Here is a 14,103-nt window from a genome sequence, read left to right on the forward strand (position 1 = left end):
CTCACCCACGGTAGGGCGCACCGGGCGGCCGGGCCTTTGTCCGCCGCGTACGGAATCACCGGACGCGTGCACCACTTCGTCGCAGGGGCCGTAGTACCGGCCGGGCCCGGCTCAGTCGGGTGACTCGGCGGTCTTCAGGGCGAGCCACAGCTCCATGCGGACGTCCGGGTCGTCGAGCGAGCGGCCCAGGATCTCCTCGACCCGGCGCATCCGGTACCGCAGGGTGTGGCGGTGCACCCCGAGGTCGGCCGCGGCGGCGTCCCACTGTCCGTGGCGGGACAGCCAGGCGCGCAGGGAGGCCACGAGGTCCCCGCGTCCGGTGGCGTCGTGTTCGCGCAGTCCGCGCAGCAGCCCGTCGGCGAACGCCTGCACCGCGTCGTCCGAGAGCAGGGTCACCAGGGACCCGGCGGCGACCTCGTCGAACGCGATGTGGCCGCGGCCGAGCCGTCGGGCGACGGACAGGGCCCGTCGGGCCTGCTGGTGGGCGCCGACCGCGCCTTCGGGGCCGGTGGGGGCGGACACCCCGGCGACGGGACGGGTCGGGTCGCGGTCGCCGCCGGCCTCGCCGTCGCCGGTGGGCGGACCGGCGGTGTGCGCGGTGCACTCGGCCTCGGCTGCTCCGCCGTCCGCGAGGACCATGACCAGCCGGCGCAGCGGACCGTCGGGGGTGGGGGCGGGGGCTGCTTCCGGGACGACCAGCACCGTTTCGCCGGCCCGGGCCGCCGCGGACTCCACCGCTTCGGCGAGTTCGGCGAGCGGGTCGGCCTCCGCCGGGGTGCCCTGCCCGGCTGCGTCCTCCCCCGCCGCGGCTGCCTCCGGCTCGGCCGGGACGGTCGTGGAGGCCGGTTCGGCGACGACGAAGCGGAACGGGACGTCGAGCAGCGCCCCGTACAGGTCCCCGGCGACGGCCCGGGCGTGGCCGGGTTCGCCGGCCAGCAGCATCCGCAGGACCGCGGCGCCGATCCGCTGTTCGGCGGCGTGCAGGGCGCGGGAGCGTTCGGTGGTGAGGGTGAGCAGGGCGATGGCGGAGTGCACGGCGTACCGGTCGGCGGTGCCGAGCGGCGACGCGGTGCCGACGGCGAGGGCCGTACGGGGTCCGCGTCCGGTGCCCAGGGCGTGGAGTTCGACCCGGTCCTCGGCGGCGCCGACGACCGCACTGGCGGTGGCGGCGCCCTGGCGCAGCCGCTCCACGTCGGGGGTGAGCCGGGCCGCCCGGCGGTTGGCCCAGCCGGGTGCCGCGGCGACCACGGCGCCGGTCGCGTCGTACAGCGCGGCCCAGCCGTCGACCTGCGCGGCGAGGCCGGCGAGGACGCCCTCCGGCCCGTCGGTGAGGGCCCGCCGGGTGAGTTCGCGCTGGGCGGCGAAGCCGGCGGTGACGGCGCGGTACTGCTCGCGGGCGATGGCTTCGGAGACGGCCTTGCTGATGGCGATGAAGGGGGTGCGGCGGGGCACCGCGAGCAGCGGCAGGTGCTCGGCGCGGGCGGCGTCGAGCAGGGCTTCGGGGACGTCGTCGTAGTGGACGCCCACCGCGAAGCCCAGGCCGACGACTCCGGCGCGGGTGAGCCGGCGTACGTACCGGCGCATCTCCTCGGGGTCCTCCGCGTCGAGCTTCAACGCGGTGATCAGCAGCAGCTCGCCGCCCTCCAGGTACGGCACCGGGTCGGCCAGTTCGCTGACGTGCGCCCAGCGGACGGGGGTGTCCAGCCGCTCCTCGCCCGCCCGGACCGTGAGCTTGAGCGCGGAGTGCTGGACGAGGGAGGCGAGCGTCGGGGGCATGGGACCTTCAGGCGGCCGGAGGGCGGGCGGCGTCACCGTCCGGGCCGGTCAGCGGGGCGGACGGGGGCGGCGGGGCCGCGGAGCGGGTGGTGGGCCGCTCCGTGGGAACGGTCCCTGTCGATTCTGCCCCACCGTAGCGAAGGGTTCACCCGCGCAGGTCCACCAGCAGGGGTGGCGCGTGCTCGCCGCGGACGGTCGTCAGGGAGAGCACGGCGTGCCCGGGCGGCACTCCGTGGGCGAGGTCGGAGGCGGACCAGCGCTCGCGTTCGACCTGTCGCACGGTGACGGCCCGCGCGGTGGGGGCGCGCCCGGTGATCACCCGGCGCAGGGCGTGGGCGGTCTTGCCGAGCGGGGTCTCGGCGATGATCTGCCGGTCGGTGACGTCACGGGCCTCGGTCCACTCCTTGCCCCAGACCTCGGCGAAGTCCTGGCCGTCCCAGGGGGTCACTCCGGACAGCGCCATCCGGCAGCCGATCGCGCCGAGCAGCGGGCCGCGCAGCGGGCGGGGCACGTCGTCGAGGGTGCGCAGGGTGAGGACGACCCCCGCGTGCCCGGAGCGCAGCCGTTGGAGTCCGCGCACCGCCTCGGGCGTGATCACCCCGGTGGCGTCGTCGAGGACGAGGCAGGCGAAGAGGGAGCGGTCCTCGCGGGCGGCGACGGACGCGGTGAACTGGGCGAGGACCAGCCTGGCGATGATCTTCGAGGCATCGGCGTGGCCGCGCCGCGGCAGGTCGATCCGGACCCGCACGGGATGGTCGAGCGCGCGCAGCGAGAAGGGCCGGCCGGCGCCCTCGGTGTCGAAGAACGACGCGAACGCGGGACGGTCGAGGAGGGCGATCCGGTCGGCGAGGACGCCCCCGACGTCACCGGGGTGGGCGAGCTGCCGTTCGCGGGCGTCCAGCTCGCGCAGCATGGCGTGCTGTCCGGCGTCGGTCAGGGCGCTGCGCAGTTCCCCGAGCGGGCCGGGTGCGCCGTCGAGGAGGCCGCGCAGTTCGGGGACGCCGGGGAACCGGCCGTGGACGGCGTGGAAGGGGCCGAGGAGTTGGGCGAGGACGGTGGTGGAGCGGCGGGTGTCGGCGCCGGCGTGCGGTTCGGCGAGGTCGCCCACCAGGGCCTCGGCGAGGACCGCGGCGGCCTCGTCGGGGTCGGTGGTGCCCCCGTACAGGTCGAGGTCGTAGACGGAGTCGGGCTGGCCGATGCGGATGACGACGTCGTACCCGTCGGCGGCGCCGAGGCCGGTGCCGGCGGCCCCGATGACGACGACGGCGGCGCGCCCGGTGAGTGCCTGGAGGCACAGCGACTCGGCGACGGGCCATACGAGGTGGCCGGTCTTGCCGGAGCCCGCCGGGCCGACGGCGAGCAGCGAGGTGCCCAGCAGGTCGGGGCCGAGCCCGAGGCCGACGCCCCGGAAGCGGTAGGGGTTGCGGGGGTCGTCGGCGGTGGTGCCGATGCGGACCTGTCCGGTGAGCAGGTCGTGCCGGGCGGCGCGGCCGGGCAGGTCGCGTGCGCCGGACGGGTGCAGACAGGCGGCGGCGCCCTGCCGGGTCACGGCGGCGGCGAAGTCGGCCATGCTGTGCCGACCCCCGCGGACGCCCTGCCAGGCGCGGGTGATCCGGGTGTGGTCGACGTCGCGCATCAGTCCGGTGCGGGCGTCGGCGGCGAGCCGGTCGGCGGCGGCGGTGAGGCCGGCGGCCCGCAGCTGGGGCCACTCGGCGAGGTCCTCCTCGGCGGTGGCCGGGGCGCCCGGTTCGGGGGCGGCGGGGCGCAGTCGGGGCGCGACGTAACGGCGCCAGATCTCGGCCCACCGCCCCATCCGGGCGGCGGTGGCCAGGATGCCGCCGCCGACGAGCAGGTAGTAGAGGGTGGAGGTGACGAACCCGGCCTTCTCCTCGGCGGCGGTGATCGGCTGGGACCACTCCTCGGGGGTGAGCACGTAGTAGGGCCACATCCAGTAGCCGCCGAGGTAGCCGTTCCACAGCAGTGACCACAGGAGCCAGCCCACGAGGAAGGCGATGAGCGCCCCGCTGAACAGTTGGCGGGCCGGTGTCAGCTCAGGTTCCTCGTCGGGGCGCGGGGTGTGGTCGAAGCGCCAGACGCCGGGCGCGGCCTCGGGGCGGGGGGTCCTGAGCCACCGGAGGAAGCCGTGGCCGTCGGGCTGCGACGGGGGGCCGGTGGGGTGGGGGACCTCGCCGGGCACCGTGGCCGGGCGGGGCGGCACCGGGGGGACGCCGGGGCGCGGGGGTCCCCCGTACGGGGGCTCACCGGGCGGGGGGGTGCTGGAGGACATGCCTTGCGCTCCCGGGTACGGGGCGTGCGTGCCGGGGTACGGGGCGTGCGGGTCCGGGCCGGCGCCCACGAAGGGTCCTGTGGGTGGGGTCGGTGCCGCCCCCGGTGCCGTGCCCTGCGGTACGGAGGGCGGCTGTGCCGGACGTGGCAGGGGCGTCGCGTGCGTACCGCGCACGTCCCGGGTTCCCTCGCCGCCGTCGTGTCCGTCGCGTTCCATTGGACCTCTGCCCCCTGACCTGCCGGTCCCTTGCGTTCCGGGCGTCAATCTAGTGCCCCCGACGGGGTACTTCACCGGTTACGCGCCTGCCGGACCGGGAAGGCGCCGTTCGACGCGCCCGCGTGTGCTCCCCGGGGGAGTATGTCCATGGCGGACAATCGCCCGTCCGAACAACTCCCGCATGGAGCATGCCGGCCCCCGCCCACCGGCCCTAGCCTGCGGAGGAACCCCGAGGTACACCGAAAAACCGGGACACCCCGTGAGACGCCGGAGACCCCGCCCACCGGTACCGCGCGAGCCTGCGGACCGGCCGGGGCCCCGGTTCCGACCGCATTCGCGCCCCGCGCGCCCGTGACACCCCAGGAGCCCGCCATGACCGCACTGCCGCAGGAGCGCCGCGTCGTCACCGCCATTCCCGGCCCGAAGTCCCAGGAACTCCAGGCCCGGCGCAATGCCGTGGTCGCGGCGGGTGTGGGCTCCACGCTGCCGGTCTTCACGGCCCGCGCGGGTGGCGGCATCATCGAGGACGTCGACGGCAACCGGCTGATCGACTTCGGTTCCGGCATCGCCGTGACCAGCGTCGGCGCCTCCGCCGAGGCCGTGGTGCGGCGGGCGTCCGCGCAGCTCGCGGACTTCACCCACACCTGTTTCATGGTCACCCCCTACGAGGGGTACGTGGCCGTCGCCGAGGCGCTCGCCGAGCTGACCCCGGGTGACCACGCGAAGAAGTCCGCACTGTTCAACTCGGGTGCCGAGGCCGTCGAGAACGCCGTCAAGATCGCCCGCGCCCACACCAAGCGCCAGGCGGTCGTCGTGTTCGACCACGGCTACCACGGCCGGACCAACCTGACGATGGCGCTGACCGCGAAGAACATGCCGTACAAGAACGGCTTCGGCCCGTTCGCGCCCGAGGTGTACCGGGTGCCGGTGGCGTACGCGTACCGCTGGCCGACCGGGCCGGAGAACGCCGGCCGGGAGGCCGCCGCCGAGGCGATCGACCGGATCACCAAGCAGATCGGTGCGGACAACGTCGCGGCGATCATCATCGAGCCGGTGCTCGGCGAGGGCGGCTTCATCGAGCCCGCGAAGGGCTTCCTCCCGGCGATCAGCTCGTTCGCGTCGGAGAACGGCATCGTGTTCGTGGCGGACGAGATCCAGTCCGGTTTCTGCCGGACCGGGCAGTGGTTCGCGTGTGAGGACGAGGGCATCGTCCCGGACCTCATCACCACCGCGAAGGGCATCGCGGGCGGTCTGCCGCTGGCCGCGGTGACGGGCCGCGCCGAGATCATGGACGCCGCGCACGCGGGCGGCCTCGGCGGCACCTACGGCGGCAACCCGGTGGCCTGCGCGGGTGCGCTCGGTGCGATCGAGACCATGAAGGAGCTGGACCTCAACGCCCGTGCCAAGCGCATCGAGGAGGTCATGAAGGCCCGCCTCGCCGCGATGGCCGAGAAGTTCGACGTCATCGGGGACATCCGTGGCCGCGGCGCGATGATCGCGATCGAGCTGGTGAAGGACCGCACCACGAAGGAGCCGCACGCCGAGGCGGCGGGCGCCCTGGCCAAGGCGTGCCACGCGGAGGGCCTGCTCGTGCTGACCTGCGGCACGTACGGCAACGTCCTGCGCTTCCTGCCGCCGCTGGTGATCGGCGAGGACCTGCTGAACGAGGGCCTGGACATCCTTGAGGGCGCGTTCACCCGCATCTGATCCGATGCGGATCGTGGTGCGCCCCGGGTGGGGCGCACCGCCGCCCGGCCCCGCACCGCCCCGAACGGCAGAGGCTGTGAAGAAGGTGTGCGGGGCCCATGACGGGGTGCCGTTCGCGCTGTCGCGACGGCACCCCCTGGCGTAGGTTCGGACGGGATGAGTGAACCACCGCGCCCGGGGCGGTCCCCGGGCGAATCCGGTACGCGGCCTCCCCAGTCACGTGCAGGTGGTGGTTTCGCGCACTCCACCGGGGCTTCGGGCCCCGGGACTCCTCACCGATCGGACGGCCGTCCGCCCCACACCCCCCGGGGCGTCCGGCCTGCCGGTCCTGTCGGCCGCCTCGGAACCACCCCCCCTGTTCCGAGGCGGCCGAGTGCGTTCCCGATCGCCGTGGGCGCGCTGGGTGCGGCCCTGCTCGTCCTCTTCGCCCTCGTCACCTGGCAGGTCGCCGCACGGGGTCCGCTGCTCGCCCGGGACGTGGCGCTGGCCGCCCGGCTGAGGTCCGGCGGACTGCCGGACGGGGCCGCCGAACTCCTCGCCGACCTCGGGTCGGTGGCCGTCGTGCTGCCCGTGCTGGTGCTGGTCGCCGGGTGGGCGGGGTGGCGGGCGCGCACCGCGGGGGTGGTGCGCTGGTGGGCGGGGCCCGCGGCGGCATTGGTGCTGCTGGCGGTGGTGCCGCTGCTGGTGGTGCCGTTGAAGGCGTGGATCGCGCGGCCGGGCCCGCCCTCGATGGCCGGTACCGGGTTCTACCCGTCGGGGCACACCGCGACGGCGGTGGTCGGGTACGGGGCGGCGGTGCTGCTCGTGTCGCCCTGGGTGTGCGGTGCGTGGCCGCGGCGGTGGCTGGTGGTCGGCTGTCTCGTCCTGAACGCGGGGGTGGGGTACGGGCTGGTGCGCCGGGGCTACCACTGGCCGCTGGACGTGGTCGGGAGCTGGGCGCTGTTCGGTGCGCTGCTGGTGGGGTCCGCGCTGTGGTGGCGCGGGCGGGGTGGCCCGCCGGACGGATGAGGTCCGGCGGGCCGGGCGGTCAGCGCCGCCAGGTGTCGAAGTTGCGGGAGAACTCGGTGTTGTTGTGCCGGTCCCAGTTGATGGACCAGCTCATCAGGCCGCGGAGCTTCGGCCAGAGGCCGTGCGTCCGGTAGGTGCCGCAGCTGGTGCCCTTGGTGAGGCAGTCGAGGGCCTTGTTGACCTCCGCCGACGAGACGTGGCCGTTGCCCGCGTTGACCGAGGCGGGCATGCCGATGGCGATCTGCTCGGGGCGCAGGGCCGGGAACACGTTGGCCGTGTCACCCGCGACCGGGAAGCCGGTGAGCAGCATGTCCGTCATGGCGATGTGGAAGTCCGCGCCGCCCATCGAGTGGTACTGGTTGTCCAGGCCCATGATCGAGCCGGAGTTGTAGTCCTGGACGTGGAGCAGGGTGAGGTCCTCGCGCAGGGCGTGGATCACGGGCAGGTAGGAGCCCGCGCGCGGGTCCTGACCGCCCCAGCGCCCGGTGCCGTAGTACTGGTAGCCGAGCTGGACGAAGAACGTCTCGGGGGCCATGGTCAGCACGAACTTGGCGCCGTACTTGGCCTTGAGGGTCTTGATGGCCTGGATCAGGTTGACGATCACCGGGGTGGTGGGGTTCTTGAAGTCGGTGTCGTTGGCGTTCAGGGACAGCGAGTGGCCCTCGAAGTCGATGTCGAGTCCGTCGAGGCCGTACTCGTCGATGATCTTCGAGACGGAGGTGACGAACGCGTCGCGCGCGGCCGTGGAGTTCAGCTGGACCTGGCCGTTCTGGCCGCCGATGGAGATGAGGACCTTCTTGCCCTGGGCCTGCTTGGCCTTGATGGCGGCCTTGAACTCGGCGTCGCTCTCGACGTTCGGGCACTGGGTCACCGGGCAGCGGTTGAAGCGGATGTCGCCGGAGGTGACGGAGGTGGGTTCGCCGAAGGCGAGGTGGATGACGTCCCAGCTGTCGGGGACGTCGGCCATGCGGACGTACCCGGCGCCGTTGGCGAAGCTGGCGTGGAGGTAGCCGACCAGGGCCTTGGCCGGTAGGGCGTCGGGTTCGCCGACGGTGGTGTTCACCGTGACCGCCGGCGCCCGCGGTGACTCCCCGGCGTCGTTGGCCGAGGTGATGGTGACGACGTAGGTGGTGTTGGGGGTCAGTCCGCCGAGGGTGGTGCGCGTCGTCGTGCCGGTGACGGTCTGCGCCCGTTGGCCGTTGACGTAGAGGTGGTAGCTGGTGGCGCCCGGGACGGCGTTCCAGCTCATGGTGGCCGACTGGGCGCTGACCGAAGCGGCCGTCAGGCCCGTGGGGGTGGGCGGCGGCAGGCCCGGGTCGACGGAGGGGCCGACGAGGGTGATGTCGTCGGCGTAGTAGGCGGGCGTTCCGTACCAGCCGTGGGTGTAGATGGTGATCTTGTTGGTGGTCGTGCCGGTGCGGAAGGTGTGGCCGAGGCGGTGCCAGTCGGTGGCGGACTGCGTCCAGCTGAAGCCGTCGCCCGAGGGGCCGCCGGTGCCCGTGACGCCGAGGTAGACGTAACTGCCCCGGACGTGACCGCTGAGCGTGTACTGGGAGTCGGGCTTCACGGTGACGGTCTGGGAGCAGCGGGCGTTGTCGCCGCCCGACGGGGTGGCGCGCAGTGCTGATGCCCCGGTGCGGACGGGGGTGGTGACGGTGGCTCCGCTGCCCGCGGAGCAGTTCCAGCCGTCGAGGCCGGTTTCGAAGCCGCCGTTGCGGGCGAGGTCGGCATCGGCCGCACGGGCGACCGATGACGTGATGGTGATGCCGGGCAGGACGGCCAGGACGAGGGCCGCGAGCACGGCGAGGAGTCTGGGACGGAATCCGCGTACGGGGGGACGTACGCGTCGTCTGGTGCGTTCCACTACATCCTCCGGATATGGGGGAAGGTGAAGCAGGAAGTGTGTCGTGGAGCGCGCTCAACTTGGTTCAGACCAATTCCGTTGTCAAGACCTCTCGCGACGATCCGTCGCGTTCACCCGGCTCCCCGGACGCTTCCCGACGCCGCCGCCGGTGCCGTCACGGGTGCCCTCCGTCCGCGCCGGACGGCGCGCCGACCTCAGTCGCCGGCCCCGCGGGCGCGCAGCGCCGCCGCCTCGTGCATGGCGAGTTCGAGCAGCGTGGGGTCGGTGAGGGTGCCGCGGCCGTCCGGGGGGATCAGCCAGCGCACCTTTCCGGTGGCCCGCCCCGGGTAGGGCACCACGATCCAGGTGCCCCGGCCGGCGCCGCGCACCCCCGTGCCGAGCCAACGGGTGGCCGTGCCGGGCGGGACGAAGAAGCCGGTGCGCAGGTCGCCGAAGTCGGCGAGCACGGGGCCCGGACGGTCGAGGACGCGCGTGAGCACGTCGAGGGTGGGGTAGCCGAGTTCGCCCGGCAGGATGAGCACGTCCCACAGGCGCCCCGCCGGGAGCAGGGTGACCCCGAGGGGGTTGCGTTCCCACTCCCGGCGGCAGTCGTCGGGGGCGGGCGCCGCCGACACTAGCCATTCCACAGCGGACTTGGGCAAGGGCCCGGTCATAGTCGTGTCCTCCGTTGTCCTCACGGGGCCGCACGGTGCGGCCGGTGAGGAGAGGAGGAGGGGACGCGCGCATTACGCGAGTCGACGCTACTTGCTGGTAGTGAGCTGCGTCACAGCGCCCCCGCCCCGGGGCGGGACGGGGGCGCGGGGGTCCGGTTCAGCTGTCGAACCCGAGTCCCAGCCGGTCCAGGGTCCGCAGCCACAGGTTGCGGTGGCCCTCGTTGCGGTCGGCGTGGGCCAGGGACCACTTGGTGAGGGCGATGCCCGTCCAGGCGAAGGGTTCGGGCGGGAACGGCAGCGGCTTCTTGCGGACCATCTCCAGTGCGGTGCGCTCGGTGCGCTCGCCGGCGAGCAGGTCGAGCATCACGTCGGCGCCGAAGCGGGTGGCGCCGACCCCGAGCCCGGTGTACCCGGCCGCGTAGGCGACCCGCCCTTCGTGGGCGGTGCCGAAGAAGGCGGAGAACCGGGAGCAGGTGTCGATCGCCCCGCCCCACGCATGGCTGAAGCGCACCCCTTCGAGCTGCGGGAAGTAGCCGAAGAAGTGCCGGGCGAGCCGGGCGTACGTCTCGGGCCGCTCGTCGTGCTCGGCGCGCACCCGTCCGCCGTACGGGTAGATCGCGTCGTAGCCGCCCCACAGGATGCGGTCGTCGGCGGTCAACCGGAAGTAGTGGAACTGGTTGGCGGTGTCGCCGAGCCCCTGCCGGCCCTGCCAGCCGATCGAGGCGCGTTGCTGCGGGGTCAGCGGCTCGGTCATCAGCGCGTAGTCGTACACCGGCACGACGTACGGGCGCACCCGCTTGACCAGCGACGGGAACACGTTGGTGCCCAGGGCCACCTGGCGGGCGAGGATCCTGCCGTACGGGGTGCGCACGCCCATGCCGGCACCCCGGCGCACCAGGGACAGGGCGGGGGTGCGCTCGTGGATGCGCACGCCCAGGGACAGGCAGGCCGCCTTGAGGCCCCACACCAGTTTCGCGGGGTGCAGCATCGCCACCCCGTCGCGGTCCCAGACCCCGGCGCGCAGGAGCGGCGAGTCGACCTGGGCGCGCACGGCCTCCTCGTCCAGGAACTCGATGCCGTCCCCGAGGCCCTGGCGCCGCACGTCCTGGTGCCAGGTGCGCAGTTCCTCGGCCTGGTACGGCTCGGTGGCGACGTCGATCTCACCGGTCCGCTCGAACTCGCAGTCGATGTCGTAGCGGGCGACGGCCGCCTCGATCTCGTCGAGGTTGCGGGCGCCGAGCTTCTCCAGGGTGCCGATCTCGTGGGGCCAGCGGCTCAGTCCGTTGTCCAGGCCGTGGGTGAGCGAGGCGGCGCAGAAACCGCCGTTGCGGCCCGATGCCGCCCAGCCCACCTCACGGCCCTCGATCAGGACGACGTCCCGGTCGGGGTCGCGTTCCTTGGCGAGCAGCGCGGTCCACAGACCGCTGTAGCCGCCGCCGACCACGAGCAGGTCGCACTGCTCGGTGCCGGTGAGCGCGGGCAGCGCCGGGGGGCGGCCCGGGTCGTCCAGCCAGAAGGACACGGGGCGGGCGTCGGCGAGCGACGCGGTCCAGCGGTTCATGGCGCCTGCGGCCATGATGTCAACTCCCTACCAGGGTGGTACCGGTCATGACAGCCGCTTCCGGCGGCGATTGCTGATCACCATGCCGATCAGCACGAACAGTACGGCGATCAGGAACATGGCCGTGCCGATGACATTGATCTGAACGGGCGTTCCGCGCTGCGCCGAGCCCCAGACGAACATCGGGAACGTGACGGTGGAGCCCGCGGTGAAGTTGGTGATGATGAAGTCGTCGAAGGACAGCGCGAAGGCGAGCAGCGCGCCCGCCGCGATCCCGGGGGCCGCGATGGGCAGCGTCACCCGCAGGAAGGTCTGGACGGGACCGGCGTACAGGTCCTGCGCAGCCTGTTCGAGGCGGGGGTCCATGGACATGACCCGGGCCTTGACGGCGGTCACCACGAAGCTCAGGCAGAACATGATGTGCGCGATGAGCACCGTCCGGAAGCCGAGCTCGGCCCCCATGTTCAGGAAGAGCGTCAGCAGCGAGGCGGCCATCACGACCTCGGGCATCGCCATCGGCATGAAGATCAGCGAGCTGATCGCGCCCCGTGCCCGGAACCGGTACCTGACCAGCGCGAACGCGATCATCGTGCCCAGTGCGGTGGCGGCGAGGGTCGACCAGACGGCGATCTGGAGGCTGAGCGACAGCGAGCCGCACAGGTCGGCGACCCCGCAGGGGTCCTGCCACGCCTCGGTGGAGAAGTTCTGCCACTCGTAGTTGTAGCGGCCCTTGGGCTGGTTGAAGGAGAACACCGTGACGATGACGTTCGGCAGCAGCAGGTAGCCGAGGGTCAGCAGTCCGGCGAGGACGACGAGGTGGCGGCGGATCCAACGCAGGAGGCTCATCAGACCAGGTCCTCCGTCCCGGACTTGCGGATGTAGAGGGTGACCACGACGAGGATCGCGGCCATCAGCAGGAACGACAGGGCGGCGGCCGTCGGGTAGTCGAGCACGCGCAGGAACTGGGTCTGGATGACGTTGCCGATCATCCGGGTGTCGGTGGAGCCGAGGAGGTCGGCGTTGACGTAGTCGCCGGACGCCGGGATGAAGGTGAGGAGGGTGCCGGAGACCACGCCCGGCATCGACAGCGGGAAGGTCACCTTGCGGAAGGTGGTGAACGGCCGCGCGTACAGGTCGCCCGCCGCCTCGTGGAGCCGCCCGTCGATCCGTTCCAGGGAGGTGTACAGCGGGAGGATCATGAACGGGAGGAAGTTGTAGGTCAGCCCGCAGATCACCGCGAGCGGGGTGGCCAGCACCCGGTCGCCGTCCGTCATCCCCAGCCAGCTGGTGACGTCCAGGACGTGCAGGGTGCCCAGGAGTTCGACCAGGGGTCCGCTGTCGGCGAGGATCGTCTTCCAGGCCAGGGTGCGGATCAGGAAGCTGGTGAAGAAGGGGGCGATCACCAGGACGAGGACCACGTTGCGCCAGCGGCCGGCGCGGAAGGCGATCAGGTACGCCAGCGGGTAGCCGAGCAGCAGGCACAGCACCGTCGCCGAGCCCGCGTACAGCACCGAGCGCAGGAACTGCGGACCGTACTCGGTGAGCGCGTCCCAGTAGGTCGCGAAGTGCCAGGTGACCTCGAAGCCCTCTTCGAGGGAACCCGTCTGCACGGAGGTCGAGGCCTGGTAGACCAGCGGCAGCACGAAGAACACCAGCAGCCACAGGACACCGGGCAGCAGCAGCCAGTACGGGACCAGCCGCCCGCGTCCACGGCGCCGCGGTGGCGGCGCTCCGGCCCCGGTCTCCTCGGACGCCTCGGGCGCGGCGGGGTCCTCGGTGGTGTCGGCGACGGCGGTCACGCTGCCTCCCCCGCCGGAGCGCCGCCCTCGGTGCCTTCGACGTCTTCGACGCCTTCGACACCCGCGCTCGCGGCACCCTCGTCGGCGTCCAGCCCGAAGGTGTGCGCCGGGTTCCAGTGCAGGACGACCCGCGCGCCGGGCACCAGCCGCGCGTCCCGCTCCACGTTCTGGACGTACACCTCCAGGCGTGAACCGGCGGGCGCGTCGGGGCTGTCGACCAGGTACTGGGTGGACACCCCGATGAAGCTGGTCGCGGCGATCGTCCCGGTGACCCGGTTGCGACCGGCCGCGACCCCGACCCCGGCCGTGCCGTCGGCGTCCTCGGCGTGCGTGAGGGATATCTTCTCCGGCCGGATGCCCACCAGCACCTTCCCGCCCGGGACGACCCGGTCCGGACAGCGCGCCGCCGGCAGCCGCAGGGTGCCCTCCGCCGCCCGGACCACCAGGTCCTCGCCGTCACGGGACTCGACGGACGCGCCGATGAGGTTGGAGGTGCCGAGGAAGTTGGCGACGAACGGCGTCCGCGGCAGGTCGTACAAGTCGGCGGGGGCGCCGAGCTGCTCCACCCGGCCCCGGTTCATCACCGCGACGGTGTCGGCCATCGTCATGGCCTCCTCCTGGTCGTGGGTGACGTGCACGAAGGTGATGCCGACCTCGGTCTGGATGCGCTTGAGTTCGAGCTGCATCTGCCGGCGCAGCTTCAGGTCGAGGGCGCCCAGCGGCTCGTCGAGCAACAGCACCTTGGGGTGGTTGATGAGCGCCCGGGCCACGGCGACGCGCTGCTGCTGACCGCCGGAGAGCTGGTGCGGTTTGCGGCGGGCGAAGTCCCCCAGCTGCACCAGGTCGAGCATCTCCTCGACCTGCCCCCGTACCGACCGGACGCCCCGCCGGCGCAGCCCGAAGGCCACGTTCTCGAAGATGTCGAGGTGCGGGAAGAGCGCGTACGACTGGAAGACCGTGTTGACCGGCCGCTTGTAGGGCGGCAGCGCGGTCACGTCCTGGTCGCCGAGGAGGACGGTGCCGGTCGTGGGCTCCTCCAGCCCCGCGATCATCCGCAGGGTGGTGGTCTTGCCGCAGCCGGAGGCGCCGAGCAGCGCGAAGAAGGAGCCCTGCGGCACCGTGAGGTCGAGCGGGTGCACGGCGACGGCGGAGCCGTACGACTTGCTGATCCCGGTGAGGCGGACGTCGCCGCCGTGTTCGGTCGTCATGGTGGATCCCGGGGGTCGAGGGAC

10 protein-coding genes are annotated in these 14,103 nt (G+C 73.1%); 2 read left to right on the top strand and 8 right to left on the bottom strand.

Annotated features, from left to right (window positions below):
• Positions 1-111 precede the first annotated feature (111 nt).
• On the bottom strand, positions 112-1,776 hold the full coding sequence (locus ACFYOU_RS31430; protein WP_391310440.1) for a PucR family transcriptional regulator ligand-binding domain-containing protein: 1,665 nt from the start codon (positions 1,774-1,776) through the stop codon (positions 112-114).
• A 145-nt stretch (positions 1,777-1,921) separates the two neighbouring features.
• The gene (locus ACFYOU_RS31435) at positions 1,922-4,279 is read right to left on the bottom strand and encodes an ATP-binding protein (RefSeq protein WP_391310442.1); all 2,358 of its coding nucleotides are present in this window, start codon (positions 4,277-4,279) and stop codon (positions 1,922-1,924) included.
• Between the two features lie 372 nt (positions 4,280-4,651).
• On the opposite strand from ACFYOU_RS31435, the gene gabT reads away from it, so the two are divergent.
• Positions 4,652-5,986, top strand: a complete 1,335-nt coding sequence (gene gabT, locus ACFYOU_RS31440; protein WP_391310444.1) for a 4-aminobutyrate--2-oxoglutarate transaminase — start codon at positions 4,652-4,654, stop codon at positions 5,984-5,986.
• Between the two features lie 390 nt (positions 5,987-6,376).
• Positions 6,377-6,994 carry a phosphatase PAP2 family protein gene (locus ACFYOU_RS31445; protein ID WP_391310446.1) on the top strand — a complete coding sequence of 206 codons (618 nt, stop codon included), beginning with the start codon at positions 6,377-6,379 and terminating at the stop codon, positions 6,992-6,994.
• 19 nt (positions 6,995-7,013) lie between these two features.
• On the opposite strand, the gene ACFYOU_RS31450 is transcribed toward ACFYOU_RS31445, so the two are convergent.
• The 6 genes from ACFYOU_RS31450 to ACFYOU_RS31475 all read right to left on the bottom strand — a co-directional run bounded on the left by ACFYOU_RS31450 (position 7,014) and on the right by ACFYOU_RS31475 (position 14,079).
• A complete protein-coding gene (locus ACFYOU_RS31450; RefSeq protein WP_391310448.1) occupies positions 7,014-8,858 on the bottom strand; it encodes a carbohydrate binding domain-containing protein in 1,845 nt (614 codons plus the stop codon).
• 194 nt (positions 8,859-9,052) lie between these two features.
• A complete protein-coding gene (locus ACFYOU_RS31455) occupies positions 9,053-9,511 on the bottom strand; it encodes a hypothetical protein (RefSeq protein WP_391310450.1) in 459 nt (152 codons plus the stop codon).
• Positions 9,512-9,668: 157 nt separating this feature from the next.
• A complete protein-coding gene (locus ACFYOU_RS31460; RefSeq protein ID WP_391310451.1) occupies positions 9,669-11,087 on the bottom strand; it encodes an FAD-dependent oxidoreductase in 1,419 nt (472 codons plus the stop codon).
• Between the two features lie 30 nt (positions 11,088-11,117).
• On the bottom strand, positions 11,118-11,918 hold the full coding sequence (locus tag ACFYOU_RS31465) for an ABC transporter permease subunit (RefSeq protein ID WP_391310453.1): 801 nt from the start codon (positions 11,916-11,918) through the stop codon (positions 11,118-11,120).
• Positions 11,918-12,871: an ABC transporter permease subunit gene (locus tag ACFYOU_RS31470; RefSeq protein ID WP_391310455.1), complete on the bottom strand. Its 954-nt coding sequence runs from the start codon at positions 12,869-12,871 to the stop codon at positions 11,918-11,920. The genes ACFYOU_RS31465 and ACFYOU_RS31470 overlap by 1 nt, the downstream gene beginning before the upstream one ends.
• Positions 12,868-14,079 carry a polyamine ABC transporter ATP-binding protein gene (locus ACFYOU_RS31475; RefSeq protein ID WP_391310456.1) on the bottom strand — a complete coding sequence of 404 codons (1,212 nt, stop codon included), beginning with the start codon at positions 14,077-14,079 and terminating at the stop codon, positions 12,868-12,870. The genes ACFYOU_RS31470 and ACFYOU_RS31475 overlap by 4 nt, the downstream gene beginning before the upstream one ends.
• Positions 14,080-14,103: the final 24 nt, after the last annotated feature.

It is taken from the genome of Streptomyces sp. NPDC005955, from assembly GCF_042871255.1.
Classification (GTDB): Bacteria; Actinomycetota; Actinomycetes; order Streptomycetales; family Streptomycetaceae; genus Streptomyces.